At 64.4% G+C, this 18163-nt stretch carries 18 protein-coding genes, 1 tRNA gene and 1 pseudogene; 10 read left to right on the top strand and 10 right to left on the bottom strand.

Going from position 1 to position 18163, the window contains the following annotated elements; translation table 11 throughout:
• Positions 1-6 precede the first annotated feature (6 nt).
• A complete protein-coding gene (locus tag CI41S_RS27870) occupies positions 7-825 on the bottom strand; it encodes an alpha/beta fold hydrolase (protein ID WP_139862501.1) in 819 nt (272 codons plus the stop codon).
• Between the two features lie 466 nt (positions 826-1291).
• Here CI41S_RS27870 and CI41S_RS27860 point away from each other — a divergent pair, with 466 nt between their 5' ends.
• The 4 genes from CI41S_RS27860 to CI41S_RS27845 all read left to right on the top strand — a co-directional run bounded on the left by CI41S_RS27860 (position 1292) and on the right by CI41S_RS27845 (position 3581).
• On the top strand, positions 1292-1495 hold the full coding sequence (locus CI41S_RS27860; protein ID WP_139483910.1) for a hypothetical protein: 204 nt from the start codon (positions 1292-1294) through the stop codon (positions 1493-1495).
• A gap of 171 nt (positions 1496-1666) precedes the next feature.
• Complete coding sequence (locus CI41S_RS27855) at positions 1667-1867, top strand: hypothetical protein (protein WP_139483911.1); 201 nt, start codon at positions 1667-1669, stop codon at positions 1865-1867.
• A 12-nt stretch (positions 1868-1879) separates the two neighbouring features.
• Positions 1880-2074, top strand: a complete 195-nt coding sequence (locus CI41S_RS27850) for a hypothetical protein (protein WP_139483912.1) — start codon at positions 1880-1882, stop codon at positions 2072-2074.
• A 151-nt stretch (positions 2075-2225) separates the two neighbouring features.
• A complete protein-coding gene (locus tag CI41S_RS27845) occupies positions 2226-3581 on the top strand; it encodes a hypothetical protein (RefSeq protein WP_139862500.1) in 1356 nt (451 codons plus the stop codon).
• A gap of 18 nt (positions 3582-3599) precedes the next feature.
• Here CI41S_RS27845 and CI41S_RS27840 read toward each other — a convergent pair whose 3' ends face one another.
• Both CI41S_RS27840 and CI41S_RS27835 read right to left on the bottom strand, forming a co-directional pair.
• Positions 3600-4769: a glycosyltransferase family 87 protein gene (locus CI41S_RS27840; RefSeq protein WP_139862499.1), complete on the bottom strand. Its 1170-nt coding sequence runs from the start codon at positions 4767-4769 to the stop codon at positions 3600-3602.
• A 97-nt stretch (positions 4770-4866) separates the two neighbouring features.
• Positions 4867-4943, bottom strand: a tRNA-Asp gene (locus CI41S_RS27835).
• A gap of 299 nt (positions 4944-5242) precedes the next feature.
• Between CI41S_RS27835 and CI41S_RS27830 the strand changes: the two genes are divergently transcribed.
• Positions 5243-5572, top strand: coding sequence for an HU family DNA-binding protein (locus CI41S_RS27830; protein WP_283810789.1), 330 nt, complete (start codon positions 5243-5245; stop codon positions 5570-5572).
• A 161-nt stretch (positions 5573-5733) separates the two neighbouring features.
• Positions 5734-6990, top strand: a complete 1257-nt coding sequence (gene pepT, locus CI41S_RS27825) for a peptidase T (protein WP_139862498.1) — start codon at positions 5734-5736, stop codon at positions 6988-6990.
• A gap of 196 nt (positions 6991-7186) precedes the next feature.
• Here the strand turns inward: pepT and CI41S_RS27820 are convergent.
• Positions 7187-7947, bottom strand: a protein-coding gene (locus tag CI41S_RS27820) for an IS5 family transposase (RefSeq protein ID WP_172628217.1) whose coding sequence is annotated in 2 segments (ribosomal slippage) — positions 7187-7818 and positions 7818-7947 — 762 coding nt in all. Because the reading frame shifts where the segments join, the coding sequence is not laid out codon by codon here.
• 224 nt (positions 7948-8171) lie between these two features.
• Positions 8172-8855: a TetR/AcrR family transcriptional regulator gene (locus CI41S_RS27815; protein WP_139862497.1), complete on the bottom strand. Its 684-nt coding sequence runs from the start codon at positions 8853-8855 to the stop codon at positions 8172-8174.
• A 211-nt stretch (positions 8856-9066) separates the two neighbouring features.
• Here CI41S_RS27815 and CI41S_RS27810 point away from each other — a divergent pair, with 211 nt between their 5' ends.
• From CI41S_RS27810 to CI41S_RS44645, 4 genes and pseudogenes are all read left to right on the top strand, one after another.
• Complete coding sequence (locus CI41S_RS27810) at positions 9067-9960, top strand: NAD(P)/FAD-dependent oxidoreductase (protein ID WP_172628227.1); 894 nt, start codon at positions 9067-9069, stop codon at positions 9958-9960.
• A gap of 61 nt (positions 9961-10021) precedes the next feature.
• Positions 10022-10822 carry an SDR family NAD(P)-dependent oxidoreductase gene (locus CI41S_RS27805; protein ID WP_139862495.1) on the top strand — a complete coding sequence of 267 codons (801 nt, stop codon included), beginning with the start codon at positions 10022-10024 and terminating at the stop codon, positions 10820-10822.
• Between the two features lie 200 nt (positions 10823-11022).
• Positions 11023-11898, top strand: coding sequence for a class I SAM-dependent methyltransferase (locus CI41S_RS27800; RefSeq protein ID WP_139862494.1), 876 nt, complete (start codon positions 11023-11025; stop codon positions 11896-11898).
• Positions 11899-11926: 28 nt separating this feature from the next.
• Positions 11927-12037: pseudogene (locus CI41S_RS44645) on the top strand (efflux RND transporter periplasmic adaptor subunit); the annotation flags it as partial.
• Positions 12038-12080: 43 nt separating this feature from the next.
• On the opposite strand, the gene CI41S_RS27795 reads toward CI41S_RS44645, so the two are convergent.
• The 5 genes from CI41S_RS27795 to CI41S_RS27775 form a co-directional block, all read right to left on the bottom strand.
• Entirely contained in the window at positions 12081-12899 is an 819-nt protein-coding gene (locus CI41S_RS27795) for a glucose 1-dehydrogenase (protein ID WP_172628216.1), read from the bottom strand.
• A 19-nt stretch (positions 12900-12918) separates the two neighbouring features.
• Complete coding sequence (gene recJ / locus CI41S_RS27790; RefSeq protein WP_139862492.1) at positions 12919-14760, bottom strand: single-stranded-DNA-specific exonuclease RecJ; 1842 nt, start codon at positions 14758-14760, stop codon at positions 12919-12921.
• A 136-nt stretch (positions 14761-14896) separates the two neighbouring features.
• Positions 14897-15616 (bottom strand): haloacid dehalogenase type II, encoded by a 720-nt coding sequence (locus tag CI41S_RS27785; protein WP_139862491.1) that lies wholly within the window; start codon positions 15614-15616, stop codon positions 14897-14899.
• A 117-nt stretch (positions 15617-15733) separates the two neighbouring features.
• Positions 15734-16732 (bottom strand): class II fructose-bisphosphatase, encoded by a 999-nt coding sequence (gene glpX, locus CI41S_RS27780; protein ID WP_139483924.1) that lies wholly within the window; start codon positions 16730-16732, stop codon positions 15734-15736.
• A gap of 90 nt (positions 16733-16822) precedes the next feature.
• Positions 16823-18142 carry a homoserine dehydrogenase gene (locus CI41S_RS27775; RefSeq protein WP_139483925.1) on the bottom strand — a complete coding sequence of 440 codons (1320 nt, stop codon included), beginning with the start codon at positions 18140-18142 and terminating at the stop codon, positions 16823-16825.
• Positions 18143-18163: the final 21 nt, after the last annotated feature.

Raw genomic sequence — 18163 nt, 5'->3', positions numbered from 1 at the left:
GCCGTCTCAGCTCGCCATGAACGCGAGCATATCGGACAGCAGGCGCTCGCTGTGCGTCAGCGGCAGCGCGTGCGGGGCACCGGCGTAGACGGTGAGCCTGCTGCCTTTGATCAGCTTGGCCGTCCTCGCACCGGTCAACGGCAACGGCGCGCTGGCATCGCTGTCGCCATGCACGATCAAGGTCGGACGATCGATGCCGACGACCGCGGCGCGAAGATCGGCATGCGCAATGGTCTTGCGGCACGCCAGCACCACCGGCAGCGGCACGCGCAGCATCATCTGGCGGATCCAGGCGCGCGTGATCTCCGGCGTCTCGGGCAGGAAGAACGGCGGCTCGTTGGCCGCGATCCAGGCCGGAAAATCCCGCGCAATCGCGGCGAGGTCGGCCTCGATCATTGCCTTCGGGATCGCGTCCGGATTGTCGTCAGTCGCAACCAGACACGGTGTCGTCGGCGCCACCAGCACCAGCTGCGCAATCCGCTTCGATCCGTAACGCGCCAGATAGTTCACGGCCTCGGCGGTTCCCATCGAGAAGCCGACCAGGGTCACGTCGCGCAGATCGCGCCGCTCGAGCACATCGGCGACGTCGTCGGTCAGCGTATCCAGATCATAGCCATGCGACGGCATCTCGGATCGACCGTGCCCGCGCCGGTCGGGCGCTATGCAGCGAAAGCCCCTGTCGTTGAGTGCTGCGATTTGGCTGCCCCAGGTGCTCGCGTCGAACGTCCACGCCGACAGCAGCAGCACCGGGCGGCCGGCGCCCCAGTCCTGCACGAACAGTTTTGTGCCATCTCTCGCGGACGCGTAGAGCGGTCGGCTGTCCATCACGTATCTCCCTTGCAGATCGATCGGCGCCGTCGCTGCCGATGAGCCGAGCATCGCAAAGGGAGATCACCGGTGCGATTACGCGTCAGGTAACGCGCCGACGTGCCTCGGCGGCCTCGGTGAGGCGGAACATTGGCGGATGGGTTTCCGGCGTGTTGACGCCGAGCTTGAAATCGAACTCGGCCGCGGCAAGGGCAGGTTTACCAAGCATTGCGGCGGCGACCGTCGCGGAGCCCGTTCCCAGCACACCCTGCGGGTCATGACCATTGTTTTCATTACTGTTTTTCTCCCAGGCCCGGTTTGGGCCTGGGCCAGCTGGCGGGCCGCCGGCCGCGCCGGTAAGCCGCCCGCGAAACCAAACCGCCCGCGGGATGAAACCATTTCGGGGAACCCACGAAACGATCCGGAAACAGATGGGCCTTACGAATCCATGCAACAGACGGCGCGTAGACGCCCGGAGGCGATCATGAACCACTCGATCCATTCAGCGGACCGCTCGACCCACCTCAAGATTGTGGTCGTCGCGCTCGTGGCCGGCATCGCGGTTGCAGCTCTCGGCATTTCGGCCCGCAACAACGCGGACTTCACCCAGACCGCGCAGTCCACCCAGGTTATCAAGGCCGGCAAACCGGTCGCGATCACCTCGTCGGGGACCTCGACCGTCCGCTAAACGTTTTCCAGGCATCGGCAGCAGGACGGCCGCCCCTGGGCGGCCTTTTGCGTTTCGCCGGGCGCGACTCTTAACTGCCTCCTAATGCGGTCGCTCGATTGCGATCCACTCCGCGACCCCAGTCTTAAAAGTTGTTCCGTAAGGTTGGCGTCAACAGGGGCTCAGGCCACAATGAATTTGCAGCAGCAAACCATTTCATCCGGTTTCAAGATTGTCTGTACCGATTGCGGCGGCTTGTCGATCAAGGCGACCGATCCGGCGCATACGTCCGACGACACCATCATCGAATGCCGCCGTTGCAGCGCAGTCCGCGGCACGATGGCGGACCTGCATGTGCTGGCGCAGCGCAGCAGCGACCTGTTCGAATTCTAGGACGGACGGACGATGCTGTCAGATCCGAAAGCCGCCCAGCTCAGCGACAACGTGCCGATCGACACGATCTGGTCGATCCTCGATGCCGCCAACGAACTGGGTGACGCGCACACGGTAGAAGCCTGCCGCCGTGCCATCGACGCCAACCTGCGCGGCGATGCCGCGGTGGAAGCCGACCTCGCAGCGATCGCCGCGTTCTTCGCCTGAACTTGTGCGACGATGCGCCGGGTCGCTGCGCGTCGCGCTTCAGTCAGAAACAAATCAACACAGAACGAGACCTAGCTTAACCTGGTTTAACTTGCCCGGTTCCGAGCTTTGCTGACTAGCTGTCACGCAGCTTTCGGAATCGGACCGGCCGATGAAACTGACGCAAGACGACCTGATTGTCGGAAGTTCACTTCTCGGATTTTTCGTCGTCAGCATCGTGTCGATGATCGCCTGCGGGCACGCGTTTCCCGCGATGCATTTCTGGCGCTCCGACAATTTCACTGCGCAGGCCGTGCTCGGCACCGCGATCATGCTCGCCTTCATTCCGGCGTTTGTCGCCGGACGATTTAGCTTCGGCTACATCGTCGCCTTCGCGCTGCTGTCGGCGGTGTTTGGCTTCGTCTGGCTCAGCCATTTCAGCGCGTTCGACTATCCCCATGCGATCGCGCGCTGGGCCATGATCGCCGCGCTGGCCGCGGTGATCATCCCGCTCCTGTTCCAGGATATCCCGATCTGGCGACCCGAGCTGTCGGAAGCCGTGTTGCGTCGCATCGTGATGCTGCTGCTCGGGACGGCGTTCGCCGTGCTGATTGCCGACCTGTCCTACGGGGCCAGCCTCGGCGATCCCTACGGCGCAGCTCGCAACATCGTGACGCGACCGGCGCTGCTGAACTATCTCACCGGGATCGTCATCGGAGCCGTGCTGCCGTATCTGTTCGCGCATTTTGCGACGCGCAGGCAGTCGATGCACGCGATCGGCGTGCTGCTGTTTGCGGTCTGCTTCTATCCTGTCGTCAACAACAAGACCATTCTGCTGTTGCCGATCTGGCTGCCGTTTCTGTTCTGGCTGTTCGGCCGCTTCGACCCGCGGCTCGCAACGGTGCTGGCATTTCTTGTGCCGATCATGATCGGTCTCGCCGCCTTCTTCGTCCTCCCGGACAAGAGCTACGTCGTATTCAGCGCCATCAACCTGCGCTTCATCGCGATCCCCTCGCTGGCGCTTGATCACTATGCCGACTTCTTCGCGCGCCGCGAGCTGACGCATTTCTGCCAGGTATCCGTCCTGCGACATCTGCACGGCTGCGCCTATGGCGAGCTCGGACCGACGCTTGCGGCGGTCTATCGCGACGGCAATTTCAACGCCTCCTTCCTCGCCACCGAAGGCATTGCGTCGGTCGGCATTGCCTTCGCACCGGTCGCAGCGTTCGTCTGCGGCCTGATCCTGTCGGTCGGCTCGATCGCCTCGCGCCATCTGTCGCCGCGCTTCGTCGCGGTCTCGTCCGGCATCGCGGTCCAGGCGATCCTGAACGTGCCGCTCACCACCAGCATGCTGTCGAACGGAGTGGCCGTGCTGTTCCTGCTGTGGTGGCTGACGCCCGAATGGCGTCCCGAAATTTCCCACAGCCCCGAACCGATCGCCCGGCCGATCAGTGCTGTTGGTCTTGCAGCGTCCTGGTCGTCGCCGACGGCGCAGCGGAGTTCTCAGGGAACAGGGATCGGAGCTTGAGTCCACGCCGCCCGAGCTTCACTGGCTGGCGTTGTGAACGAGCACCGGCCGACGGTGAAGCACGAGCACGATCAGCGCCACCGTCAGCAGCGGCGCGGGCCTGCTCACCGGGATCAGAACGGGCGGGCTGACCAATGGCACCAGCCAGATCAATAGCGCCAACGTCCAGCACCACAGCGGCGGGCGCGGCGCATCCAACACCGTCAGCCAAAGGACTGCGGCCAGCATGAGCAGTTCTTGATCGTAGGGTCCGGAGTGCGGCGCCGCGAGCAGCGTGGCGGCCAGAAAGACCGCCATCTTCTCTCTCACGCCCAGCTGAGACCGGAACGCGATCACAACGGAGGCCGCGGCAAACAAGGCTGCGAGCAGCTGGAGCCCGGACGCCAGGCCCTGCGGCGCGCCAAGCAGCATCGCGCACGTATAGACACTGTTGCCCCATATCCTGCCGACCTCGATCCATTTGGTGTTGGAGCCGGTCAGATTCTCGACCATCAGGGGAAACCAGCGCAGCCAGAGCTCCCATCCGAATATCGCCCCGCTCGCAGCCGCCAGGGCCAACGCGGACAGGCCGGCGGCCCAGAAGGCGCGCCATTGCCCGGCGGCGATCAAGGCCAGCGGCACCAGAATGCAGAACTGCGGCTTGAAGGTCAGCAATCCGAGGATCAATCCCCCCAGCACGGGACGAGACTCGAGCAGGCGCAGTCCGCCGACAATCAACGCGGCCACCAGAAAGACCGCTTGGCCATCGATCACATTGATGAAGGCCGCAGGACAGAGCAGGACGATCGCAAGCAGGACTTCGGATGTCGCCCGGTCATCCGCTCTGAACCGCAGCGCGACAGCCAGCAGGCCGGCGGTCGCGAGCTGGAACGCAACATAGGAGGCAAAGAAGCCGAGCGGGGCAAATGGCAGCAACAGCAGCAGAAAGCTTGGCGGATAGGCCCATGGCCGCAGGTCGAGCGGCTTGGAGAGCCAACCGGCAAAAGCCGCGTTGAGGAAATCGGTGAAGCGCTCGGCATCGAAAATCAGCGATGCGTGGCCATCCAGCACCGAGCGGATGGCACCGTAGAACACCATCCAGTCGGTGCCGAGGGTATTGTAGTTGACCCCGATCTTGCCGGGATAGGGAATGGTCGTGAGCAGAACTGTCAGCGCATAGATCGACGTGATCAGTCCGCCGACCAGCACGCCCCTCGGCGGACGCAACACTGTCTGCCTGGCGTCGGAGTGCCCGTCCCTTGTGACACTTCTCAAAGCTGGAACTTGGGCTAAGCCGTTGAAAATATGGCGCGAGAGACGGGACTCGAACCCGCGGCCTCCGCCGTGACAGGGCGGCGCTCTAACCAACTGAGCTACTCCCGCGGATGCCGATCATCGGATTGATCCGCGCAGGACCGAGGGCATAATGGTCCTCATCTCGTTAGTCAAGGACGTTGCGGAAGTCCGCACGGGACAGGCGTTTTTGCGCCGGCGATGCAAGTTGCGCCCTATTTTCGGGCAAAACAGCGGTGTCGGCAAAGCCCCGAATCAAATAAGGCCTGATACGTCTTGGTTTCCTGAGCCGGCCTAGGCGCTGACCCTGTTCATAACTGGTGGTTTCAGGACTCTTGCAGACGGATTTTGCTGACGCGAACGGGTTTGCCATTCGCGCGAAAACACCAATCCAGCCATTCAGCAACGAGGAGGGACACATGGCGAAGAAAGCAGCGACCCCGGCGACGATCACGCTGAAGCATCTGGCGGCGGCGATCGCCGAAGAGCAGGAGCTGTCCAAGAAGCAGGCCGAGGCGATCCTGACCGACATGGTCACGCGGATCACCAAGCACCTGAAGAAGGGCGAGCGGATCAGGATCGTCGGCCTCGGCATCCTCCAGGTCCGCAAGCGCGCCGCCCGCATGGGCCGCAATCCGGCGACCGGCGAGCAGATCCACATCAAGGCCAGCAAGAAGGTCGCCTTCCGTGCCGCCAAGGAGCTGAAGGAAGCCGTCTAGGCTGCTTCACCACCCGCTAAACAAAGCGTCATTCCGGCCCGCGACGCGGCCCCGGAATGGCGCTTTTCTGTTAGAGAGCCGGTATATTCCTGGCTTCGACACGTTTGACGCGAACCGCCTTCGCTCGAAAACGTTACCCCCTCATCCTTTGCGCGGTTTTCATGCTGGCACCGGTCCTCGACTTCAAGCACACCGTCACCGAGCGCTTCCTGCGCTACGTCGTGATCGACACCCAGTCCGATCCCGATTCGCCGACCTGCCCCTCGACCGAGAAGCAGAAGAATCTCGGCCGCCTGCTGGTCGCCGAGCTGCAGGCGATGGGACTGGCGGACGCCCATCTCGACGAGCACGGCTATGTCTACGCCACGATCCCGGCCAACACCGACAAGACGGTGCCGGTGATCTGCTTCTGCTCGCATATGGACACCTCGCCCGACTGCACCGGCAAGGACGTCAGGCCGCAGATCGTGAAAAACTACCGCGGCGGCGACATCGTGCTGCCGGCCGATTCCACCCAGGTGATCCGCGCCGCCGAGCATGCGGCGTTGGCCGAGCAGATCGGCAACGACATCATCACCACCGACGGCACCACCCTGCTCGGCGCCGACAACAAGGCCGGCCTCGCCGAGATCATGGATGCCGCGCATTTCCTGGTCAGCAACCCGCAGATCAAGCACGGCACCATCAAGATCCTGTTCACGCCGGACGAGGAGATCGGCCGCGGCGTCGACAAGGTCGACATCAAAAAGCTCGGCGCCGATTTCGGCTACACCATGGACGGCGAAAGCGCCGGCCATATCGAGGACGAGACCTTCTCCGCCGACGGCGCCAGCATCATGATCGAGGGCGTCGCCACCCATCCGGGCTTCGCCAAGGGCAAGATGGAGCACGCGATCAAGATCGCGGCCGCGATCGTCGACCGCCTGCCGAAGGACACCTGCTCGCCCGAGACCACCGAGGGCAAGGAGGGCTTTCTGCATCCGGTCGCGATCTCGGGCGCGCTGGAGAAGGCGCGGATCGACTTCATCGTGCGCGACTTCACCGAGGTCGGCCTGAAGCAGAAGGAGGCGCTGCTCGAGACCATCGTGAAGGACGTCATGACGGCCTATCCGCGCTCGAGCTATCGCATGGAGGTCAAGCAGCAGTACCGCAACATGAAAGAGGTGATCGACCGCCATCCCGAGGTCGTCGCCAACGCGATCGAGGCGATCAAGCGCGCCGGCCTGACCCCGGTGAAGACCTCAATCCGCGGCGGCACCGACGGCTCGCGGCTGTCGTTCATGGGACTGCCCTGCCCCAACATTTTCGCCGGCGAGCACGCCTTCCATTCCCGGCTCGAATGGATCAGCCGCCAGGACATGGAGAAGGCGGTGCAGACCATCGTCCACCTGGCGATGATCTGGGAAGAGCGGGCCTAGGGCGCGACGAAGTCAGGTTGGAACCAGGGCTGACCGCCACACGCGCTCGCCGTCGCAGGGCGCACCGCCAAACCAGCGAAAACAACCCCATGCAAAGTAGCCGTTCGGGCAAAACAGCGGTATTATTCTACTATTCCGAACCCAGGCTCGCCCCGCGTCCCGCAACCGGGAGAGGCGAAGCGGGCCTGTGGTCCGACTAGGACGTGGACTCATTAACGCGAAGCCATAGCCTGATCGAGGCGAGCTGAACGAAAGCAAGATAGTTCGCTGCCAGCTTGTCATCGCGAGTTGCCACGCGACGGCACTGTTTGATCCTGTTGAAGAACCGCTCGACCTGGTTGCGAGCGCGATAGAGATACGGGCTGAAGCAGATCGGATCGCTGCGATTGCTCTTTGGCTGGATGTTGGCCCACGCCCCCTTCTTCATCGCAAGTTCTCTGATCCAGTCGGCGTCATAGCCACGGTCGGCGAGTAACATTGCCCCGGATTTCAGACGAGACAGCAGTTTTCCGGCTAGTCGAACGTCGTGCGCCTCACCGGGGCTCAGCGCCAGCCGTACCGGCAGACCATTGCTATCGACCACCGCATGAATTTTGCTCGTCGAACCGCCGCGTGACCTTCCCATCGATTGGCGCTGGTTTCTCGTAACGCAGGCTCCATGCTGGTGCACGCGGACAATAGATGTGTCGATCATCTGGACAGCGGCATCATGAGCAGTGGCAAGTGCGTCTATGATGCGGCCCCAGACACCAGCCCGCCGCCAACGGACGAAACGGTTATAGCAGGTCGTGTAAGGGCCAAAATGATCCGGCAGATCGCGCCAAGGTGCCCGGATCGCAGGACCCAGAAGATGCCGTTTAAAACACGTCGGTCGTTTACCCGAGGAACGCCACGAGGCTTGTTTGGCAGCATCGGCTTGATGGCAAGCCATTCATAGTCGGCGAGTTCGTAGCGCATGATTCGTCCCCCCGGTTTGGGAGTTTGAATCATGGGGGGCGGTCCAAGCGCAACGCTTCTGGCCTGGCTCGGCGCTCTCTGGGCAAAGCTTCAGCTAGCGACAGCCCTCGTTGAGTCCGTCGAAAATGACCCAAGCGGACGTTAGTCGGACCATGCGGCCGGCTCGTCAATTTTCATGATCGGCTGCCTGCCTTGACCTGCTGGCCGACTAGGTCACGCACGATTCAAATTTTGTTTTTTGACCTTGAGGCAGGCAAATCTCCGCCCACTTGGTCGTTGTCACGGTGCGCGGCGATGAACATGGCGACGGCCGACCGGCAATAGGATTCGATTTCGTTGTCGTCCTCTGCTTTCGCCTGATCGAAGCGTGCGATCATCAGGAGATCGGATCCTTTGAAAAGCGCGGCGAACAAGCGGGCGGACCGGAGAGGATCGGGCACGTTCAGAACCGCCTTCGCGTGCAACTGACGCAACAGGGCCTCGATTTCGGCGATGACATGGGCGGGGCCGGCTTCGAAATGGAGCTTGCTTAACGCATTTTGACTCGTCTTGTCGGCCGTGACCATGGCTTCGAGGCTGCGGACGTCTGATCTCAACAGCGTGCGAAGCAGTGATGATCCCACCGCCACGAGCTGCTCTTCGACCGAACCGTCGACGCCTTCAAGAAGGGCCTGTGGTGCAAACAACTGATGGCAGCCGGCCGCCATGGCCGCGCCGAACAGCGCCTCCTTGTTCTCGAAGTGCCTGTAGATGCTGAGCTTCGATATCTTCGCTCGCTGGGCGACCTTGTCCAATGTCGTCGCTTGAAAACCCAGTTCCACAAAGAGCTCGCGCGCGGCGTCGATGATGGTTTGGCCAAGCGCCTCGTTGGCGGGCCGGCCGCGCCGGCCCTGGCTGTTTTCGGTCACGGCAATTCCAGTACTTGACAGTATCCTAATTCTTGAATTACGATACCATGAAGTATCTGAAATGTGCAAGCCAGGGGGTAGGGTGACTCCTTCAATGCAACGACGAGCCCTGCTGAAGCTGGCTGCGCTTTCCACCATCGGCCTCGCCCGCGCTCAGGCCGCCGCCAAGTCCAACTCGTCTCCCTCCATCTACAACACGGAGCCCATCACCATGGATGACGTCATCATCATCGGCGGCAGCTTTGCCGGTCTCGCCGGCGCCTTGCAGCTCGGCCGCGCCCGCCGCAAGGTCACCGTTCTCGATACCGGTCTGCCACGCAACCGCTTCGCCGGCCACTCGCATGGACTGCTCGGCCACGATCACAAGCCGCCGCTGGACATCCTGGCGGAGGCGCGTCGGCAGTTGGCGCGTTATCCCGCGATCAAGCTTGTCAGTGCCCGGGCCGACAGCGTCTCCGGCGCCATCGACAATTTCTCTGTCCTTACTGGCGATGGTGAAAGCCTTGCGGCGCGTCGTCTGATCCTGAGCTATGGCGTCGCCGACCAGATGCCTGATGTTCCGGGCTACGCCGAAAGCTGGGGCACGTCCATCGTGCCATGCCCCTATTGCGACGGCTTTGAAGTCGCCGGCCAGCATTGGGGCCTCGTCTGGTCCAGCCCGCAGTCGCACAATCAGGTCAGGCTGTTCCACGATTGGACTGACAAGTTGACGCTCTTCGCCGATGGTCACGACATTCCGCCCGATATCCAGGCCGATCTGGCGCGCCGCAACATACCTCTCGTCGATGGCCGGATCGTCGAGATCGCCCGTCACCAGGGCCGTATCGCCACCGTCAATCTCGATACCGGCCGCAATGTCGCGGTCGACATCCTGTTCGCCAATCCGCGCAACGAGCCGTCCGCAAGCCTGCATGAAGCACTGGGCCTTGCCACCGTGGCTACGCCCGCCGGCATCGTCCTCAAGGTCGACGAACGCCGTCAAACCAGCACGCCTGGCATCTACGCCGCCGGCGACCTCACCACGCCCTTTTTGCCCTCGGTCACCCAGGCATCATCGCAGGGCGCGATGGCGGGTATCTTCGCCCAGCAGTCGATGGTGGTTTGAGAGCGCAGATTCCCTTCTCCGGTTGCCGCGTGCCATCGAATTGGAGTTGAGGAAGAGAACGATGCCGAAAGAACCAATGAACAGCTTCGCCTCAAAATGGGCTCTGATCACCGGGGCGTCGAGTGGCCTCGGCCTCGACTTCGCAGATCTCCTGGCTGCGCAGAAAGTCAATCTCGTATTGGCGGCCCGAAGGCGGGAGTCGATGGAAAAGCTTGCCGCCGATCTCCGCCGCAAATACGGGGTGGACGTGGTGGTCGAGGCGATCGATCTTGCCGCGCCGGGCGCGGCCAGCCACTTGAAAAGCAGTCTCGATGCGAGGTCGGTGACGATCGACGTCTTGCTGAACAATGCCGGATACGGCTTGCACGGCGCTTTGTTGAACACGCCTATCGAGCGCACGACAGACATGATCCAGCTCAACATCACGACGCTCACAGAGCTGACCTACCTGTTCGGCCGTGACATGGCCGCGCGGCGCTCTGGACATATCCTTCTCGTCGCCAGTCTCATGGCCTTCCAAGCCGTTCCTAGCTACGCGGCCTATGCGGCGACCAAGGCATATGTACTCGCCCTTGGCGAGGCCCTGCACGACGAACTCCGCTCGCATGGTGTGGTTGTTACCACTCTCTGCCCGGGGCACACCGCGACGGGTTTCGATGCGGCAGCCGGCGCAGCCACAACGGCCTTGCTGCGCCTCCTCACCATGAAGCCTCGTCCGGTCGCCGCGAGCGGTGTTCGGGCGCTTATGGAAGGAAAAGCCATGGTGATCGCCGGCCTGGCGAACAAGATGGCAGCCTTTTCAAATCGTCTGACGCCGCGATCAATGCAAAGGGCCACGTTGAAAAGAATAGTGGACGGTTAACTGCAGGGGCGCTGGCGTGCGGAGCTCATCGAACAAGCGGTGCTCTGAAGGCTGACGATGCACACGGAGCTTCGATCCGGATCTTGTCGTTCCTCTGAAGGATCAACGGAGAATGGATCGCTTCATCCCGTTCGCCCTCGCTGCTTGCTGGAGACGATGCGCGCTTTGGCATCGGACAGTTTAGAGAACAAGGATATGTCATGGCACAGCACAATGCCGATCGAGCCGCTGGCTGGAATGACCAAAGCGGGGAGCGCTGGGTCGCCCACCAGGCCCGGCTCGACGCCATAGCGGCCGTGTTCGGTCAGGCCGCGATCGAAGCCGCCGCGCCCGCGACGGGCGAGCGCGTGCTGGACGTCGGCTGCGGCGCGGGCGCGTCGAGTCTGGCTCTGACCGACCGCGTCGGCGCGGGGGGCCAAGTGCTGGGCGTGGACATATCCGAACCGCTGATCGCCCGAGCGCGCGCGCTCGCGCCACAGGACGCGCCAACCCTGTTCCGCGTCGCCGACGCCAGCAGCGCCGAGCTGCCCGAGGGGGCGTTCGACATCCTGTTCTCGCGTTTCGGGGTGATGTTCTTCGACGATCCGACAGGCGCGTTCGCCCATATGCGCTGCGCGCTCAAGCCGGGCGGGCGGGTCGCTTTCGTCTGCTGGCGTGGCGCGGCCGAGAACGATTGGATGCGCCTGCCGATGGGCGCGATTAAGGGCATCGTCCCGGCGACCGCGCCGCCCGATCCCGAAACGCCCGGCCCGTTCTCGTTCGGCGACCGGGGGCGGGTGGCGCGCATCCTGACGGGGGCCGGCTTCAACGATATCGCTATCGCGCCCTTCGATGCTTCCGTCCCGTTTGGCGAGGGCGCGACGCGGGACGCGGCGATCGACGACGCGGTGAAGATGACGTTCGAGGTCGGCCCGCTGTCGCGCGCGCTTGTTGATCAGCCCGACGACATCCGCGCCCGCGCCTCGGCCGCGGTTCGTGCCGCCTTCGCGGACTGCCCCGGCGAGCGGTCGGTGATGATCGACGGCGCGACGTGGATCGTCACGGCGCGCAATCCCGCGCAAGCTGATAGCGATTAGCAGGGGGAGACGCCCCTCGCTGGCCTTGATGGCCGCTGCGCTGGCCGGGTGCAAGGACACCGTGGCGCAAAAAGCCGAACCGCCGCGGCCGGTTGTGGTTGCGACCGCGCATTTTGACACCGAGACCCCGGAGCGCAGCACAGCTGCTTAATGAGTACACAGCCTAATTCAGCCGCTTTGTCTCATCGCGCCTGCGGCGTCCGCACCACGCCGCCGGCATTCATGCCGCCGTCGATCACGAGCTCGGTGCCGGTCACGTAGCGCGAGGCGTCGGAGGCGAGATAGAGCACGCCTTGCGCGATCTCGATCGCCTGGCCGGCGCGGCCGAGCGGCGTTGCGAATCTGGCGCGCTCCTCGGGATCGATCGGCGCGTTCTGGCCGGCGCCGGTGGCCGCGGTCGGAATCTTGCCCCAGATCGGCGTGTCGATGATGCCGGGATGCACCGAGTTGACGCGGATGCCGTCGCCGATCTGGGCGCATTCCATCGCGATCGATTTGGCGAACAGCCGCACCGCGCCCTTGGTGGCGCTATAGCCGGCAAGGTTCGCCGCGCCACGCAGGCCAGCCAGCGAGGACATCATGATGATCGAGCCGCCACCATGCTTGCGCATCAGCGGCAGCGAATGCTTCACCGACAAAAACACGCCGTCGAGATTGATCGCGGTCTGCCGGCGCCAGTCCGCCAGCGTCATGTCGACGATCGAGGGCGCGCCGACGCCGATGCCGGCGTTGGAGACCATGATGTCGAGCCGGCCGTAACGCTTGCCGACCTCGCCGACCACCTCGATCCAGCGCTCCTCGCTGGTGACGTCCTGCGGCAGGAAGATCACCTTGCCCCCGGCCTTCGCGAGCCGTGCGGCGAGTTCGGGTCCGTTCAGCTCGTCGATATCGGTCGCGACGACAATCGCGCCTTCCTGCGCCAGCAATTCGACGATGGCCGCGCCGATCCCCGAGGCGCCGCCGGTCACCAGCGCGACCTTGCCTTCAACCTGTCCTGCCATGTCCACTCTCGCTCGTTTCTTATCGGATCACCGCCGGGCCCTGATCCGGGACCGCGACGTCGTGGACACGGAATTGCACACGTTCGGTGCCTTGCCAACGGTCGACTGCGAGCGAGCCCGCGACATGCAATTGCTGACCGCGATTTTGCGTCAAGGCGCTGCCGAGCTTTTGTCCCACCGCACGGAATGCGATCCCGTTGACGATGGAGCCGTCGCCGGACTTGAAGCGCAGCCGCAAATGCGCCTGCCCGACCTCGTCGGCATAGACCAGCTGGTGCGACGGCAGCGCGATCACGGGCTCCGGATTGGCGCTGCCGAATGGACCGGCGCGATTGAGGATCGCCGCGAATTCCGGCGTCACCGCACGCGCGGTCACCGCACCGTCGATGAACAGCTCGTTCTCGTGGCGCGAGTTGGCGACATCCGCGGCGAGCGCGCTCTCCATATAGGCGCGGAATTCGGCGAGCTTCTCCTTGCGCAGCGTCACGCCGGCGGCCATGGCGTGCCCGCCGCCTTTCATCAGCAAGCCGTCGTGCACCGCCTGCCGCACCGCGCGGCCGAGATCGACGCCGCCGATCGAGCGGCCCGATCCGGTGCCGATGCCGCCGGGCTCGAGCGCAATCGCAAACGCCGGCCGCGCGAACTTCTCCTTCAGCCGCGCGGCGACCAGCCCGACCACGCCGGGATGCCAGCCCTCCGCCGCGGTGACGATCACCGCGCCCTTGTCCTCGAGCCCGAGCGAGGCCAGCGCCTCGGCTTCGGCCTGCGCTTCCGCCGCCTGCTCGATCACGCGGCGCTCGGTGTTGAGGCGGTCGAGTTCGGCCGCGATCCGCGCCGCCTCCGACACATCGCCCTCGAGCAGCAGCCGCACGCCGAGATCGGCGCGGCCGATGCGGCCGCCGGCATTGATGCGCGGCCCCAGCATGAAGCCGAGATGCCAGGCCTCCGGCGGGCCATTGAGCCGCGCCACATCCATCAGCGCGGTGTGCCCGACATGGTCGCGGCGGCGCATCGCGATCAGCCCTTTGGCCACGAAGGCGCGGTTCAGCCCGATCAGCGGCGCGACGTCGGCGACGGTGCCAAGCGCAACGTGATGCAGCATGCCGAGCAGGTCCGGCTCCGGCATCTCGGCGGTCCAGAAGCCGCGCTGGCGCAGGTCGCGATTCACCGCCACCAATGTCACCAGCACGAGGCCGACGGCGGCGAGATGGCCGAGCCCCGAGAGATCGTCCGGCCGGTTCGGATTGACCAGCGCGTCGACCACGGGCAGTTCGTCGCCGGTCTGGTGATGATCGATCACGACCACCGATAGGCCGAGCCGCTTCGCTTCTGCCAAAGGCTCGATGCTGGTGGTGCCGCAATCGACGGTGACGAGCAGCGTCGCGCCCTTCGCCGCCAGCGCACGGACCGCCTCGGTGTTCGGGCCGTAGCCTTCAAACAGGCGGTCGGGAATGTGGATCAGCGGATCGAGCCCGCAATGCCGCAGATGCCAGGCGAGCAGCGCCGCCGAGGTCGCGCCATCGACGTCATAGTCGCCGAAGATCGCGACCTTCTCGCCGCGCACCGCCGCGTCCGCGATGCGTTTGGCGGCAGCCTCCATCTCGGTGACCGTGTGCGGATCCGGCATCAGCTTGCGGATGGTCGGATCGAGGAAGTCGGCGACCGCGTCGATCTCGACGTCGCGCCCGGCGAGCACCCGCGCCAGCATTTCCGGCAGATTGTGGCGCTGAACGATCGCGAGCGCCCGCGCCGCCCCGCGCGCATCCAGCCGGTCGCGCCAGAGTTTTCCGGTCAGCGACCGCGTCACGCCGAGGAACGCCTGGGGCGCCTCGACGGGCAATGCGGATGCGTGCAGCGTCATGATTCCTTCCACGGCATGATCCGGAAAAGTGTGAAGCGGTTTTCCGAGAAGATCATGCTCAAACGAACTCCCAAGGCGGTGACGAGTCATCGCCCTGGGAGGGAATCGTAATGCTTCAGATATTCGCGGGCCAGCGCTAGCAGCCCATCCGGTCGGCTATTTCCCCGAAATCCTTGGCGACGATGTCCCACTGCCCCGTGGCCTCGAAATCGTATTTCTGCAGCGGACCGTATTCCTGCGGGCGCACCACGAAGGCGGTCTTCAGGCCGTGCTTCTGCGCATGCTTGAGGTCGTAATTGTGCGCGGCGACCATCATCACCTGCTCCGGCGGCAGGCAGAGCAGCTTTGCCGCGCCGAGATAGGTTTCCGGATCGGGCTTGTAGTGCTCGAACAGCTCCGCCGACATCACGAGGTCCCACGGCAGCCCTGCGAACTTCGCCATGTTGGTGAGGAGCGCGACGTTGCCGTTCGACAGCGGCGAGATGATGTATTTCGTCTTCAGCCGGGTCAGGCCGGCGACGCTGTCCGGCCAGCCATGCAGGCGGTGCCAGCCGGTGGTCAGATGCTGCAGATCGGCCTCGGTGAGTCCCTTGATGTCGAACTGTGCGACCAGCTTCTCCAGCGAGCGGCGGTGCAGCACGTCGAGGATGACGTAGCCGTTCTGCGGGTTCTTGCGCACCTCGTCCATCGAGGCGGCATAGACCGCACGCCAGCCGTCGACCAGCGCGGTCCAGTCGGCCTTGATGCCGCGCGTCTCGCCCCATTTCGAGAAATCGTTGATCAGGCTGGTGCGCCAGTCGACCACCGTTCCGAACACGTCGAACACCAGTGCCTTGACGCCGGAAAGATCGGACATGTTTGGGCTCCCTTTTTTGTTGTTGTTCTTGCCTTGTCGTTCCGGGGCGATGCGAAGCATCGAACCCGGAACCTCGAGATTCCGGGTTCGCGCTACGCGCGCCCCGGAATGACGTCCTCAATCCAGATAAAACTTGTCGAGCTGCCGGTGCTCGGCCTTGATGTAGCGCACGGTGCCGGTGACCGAGCGCATCACCACGGTCTCGGTCTCGATCACGTCCTTCTTGAACTTCACGCCCGACAGCAGCGAGCCGGTGGTGACGCCGGTGGCGGCGAACAGGCAGTCGCCCTTGGCCATGTCCTCGATGCCGTAGATCATCTTCGGATCGGTGACGCCCATCTTGTGCGCGCGCTCCCGCTTCTCCTCGCTGTCGAGGATCAGGCGGCACTGCATCTGGCCGCCGATGCAGCGCAGCGCCACCGCGGCCAGCACGCCCTCGGGCGCGCCGCCGGTGCCGATATACATGTCGACGCCGGTCTCATCGGGCTTGGCGCAGTGAATGACGCCGGCGACGTCGCCGTCGGTGATCAGCTGCACGGCTGCTCCGGTCGAGCGCACGCTGTTGATGATGTCGGCGTGGCGCGGACGGTCGAGCACCAGCACGTTGATCGCGGTGGGGTCGACGCCTTTCGCCTTGGCGAGGCGGCGGACGTTGTCGGCGGGCGGCGCATCGAGCTCGATCACGTTCTTGTCGAAGCCCGGACCGATCGCGATCTTCTGCATGTAGACGTCGGGCGCGTGCAGCAGCGTGCCGCCATCGGCCATCGCCATGGTGGCGATCGAGCCCGGCATGTTCTTGGCGCACAGCGTGGTGCCTTCGAGCGGGTCGACGGCGATGTCGACCTTGGGACCGGCATTGAGCCCGACCTTTTCGCCGATGAACAGCATTGGCGCCTCGTCGCGCTCGCCCTCGCCGATCACGATGGTGCCTTCGATCGGCAGCCGGTTGAGCTCGCGGCGCATCGCGTCGACCGCGGCCTTGTCGGCCGCCTTCTCCTGGCCGTGGCCGCGCAGCCGCGCGGCCGACACCGCCGCACGCTCCGTCACCCGCACGATTTCGAGCGTCAGGATGCGCTCGAGCAACATCTGGGGCGGAACGGAAATATGGGTCGACATCGGCGTACTCCTTAGGCCTCTAGGCGCGGGCAAAGTTGCCCGCCTCAATCGTCTTCACGCGAACCGGTACCCACTTCGCTCGAAAACGCGCTAGTTCTTCTCGATCCGGATCACCTGCGGCCGGCCGCTGATGACCTTGTCGCGCTGCACTGCAGCCAGCGCGCGATGCACGGCATCCTCACTGGTCGCATAGGTAATCAGAATGACCGGGACCGGTGAAGGTTTTTTGGCCGAACCGTTCACATCAACGCCATCCGGATGCCGCTGCACGATCGATTCCAGGGATATCTTCTGTTCCGCCAACCGGGTGGCGATTGTTGCAGCAGTGCCTGCCAGATCGCGCGCCATCAGGCGAATATAATAGCCACCCTCGTGGCGTTCCATCGGCGCCTTGGTGGTATCGCCCAATCGCTCCACCGGACGGCCGAACGGCCTGGCGCGGATGCCGCGCGCGACGTCGGCGATGTCGGCGACCACGGCGGAGGCCGTCGCGCCGCCGCCGGCGCCGGGACCGACCAGCGTGATCGGCGGCATGCCCTCGCCGTCGATCGTCACCGCATTGGTGACGCCCATCACCTGCGCGATCGAGGATGATTTCGGCACCATGGTCGGGTGCACGCGCTGCTCAATGCCCTTTGCAGTGCGTACGGCGACGCCGAGCAGCTTGACGCGGTAGCCAAGCTCGGCGGCGGCCTTGAGGTCTTCCGGCGTGATCGAGGAGATGCCTTCGACATAAACCGCGCTCTCCGCAACCTTGGTTCCGAAGGCGAGGCTGGCCAGGATCGCGAGTTTTTGCGCGGTGTCGTAGCCGTCGACGTCGAACGACGGATCGGCCTCGGCATAGCCGAGACGCTGGGCGTCCTTCAGACATTCCTCGAACGAGATGCCCTCCTGCTCCATCCGGGTCAGGATGTAGTTGCAGGTGCCGTTGAGGATGCCATAGACGCGATTGACGCTGGTGCCCGCGAGGCCCTCGCGCAGCGTCTTGATGACCGGGATCGCAGCGCCGACCGCGGCCTCGAAATTCAGTGCGCCGCCATGCTTCTCGGCGGCGGCGGCAAGACGCAGGCCGTGCTTGGCGATCAGCGCCTTGTTGGCGGTGACGACGGACTTGCCGGACTTCAGCGCGGCCTCGATGGCGGAGAGTGCGGGATCGCCGGCGCCGCCCATCAGTTCGACGAAGCAATCGACGTCGGGATCCTCGGCCAGCGCCTGCGGGCTCTTTGCCCATTCGATGCCGCGCAGATCGACGCCGCGCTTCTTGGCCTTGGAGCGCGCGGTGACGGCGACGACGCGCACGCCGCGGCCGGAGCGCTCGGACAACAGGCGCTGCTGCGTTTCGATCAGACGGACGACGTCGGCACCGACGGTGCCGAGCCCCGCTATGCCCACTCTGAGGGGTGCGACCATGATAATTGGGAACCTGGAAGG

The organism is Bradyrhizobium ivorense (assembly GCF_900696085.1).
Taxonomy (GTDB): Bacteria; Pseudomonadota; Alphaproteobacteria; order Rhizobiales; family Xanthobacteraceae; genus Bradyrhizobium; species Bradyrhizobium ivorense.
Note: the sequence above shows the minus strand (reverse complement) of the source record. Positions and strands in the feature narration are given on the sequence as shown.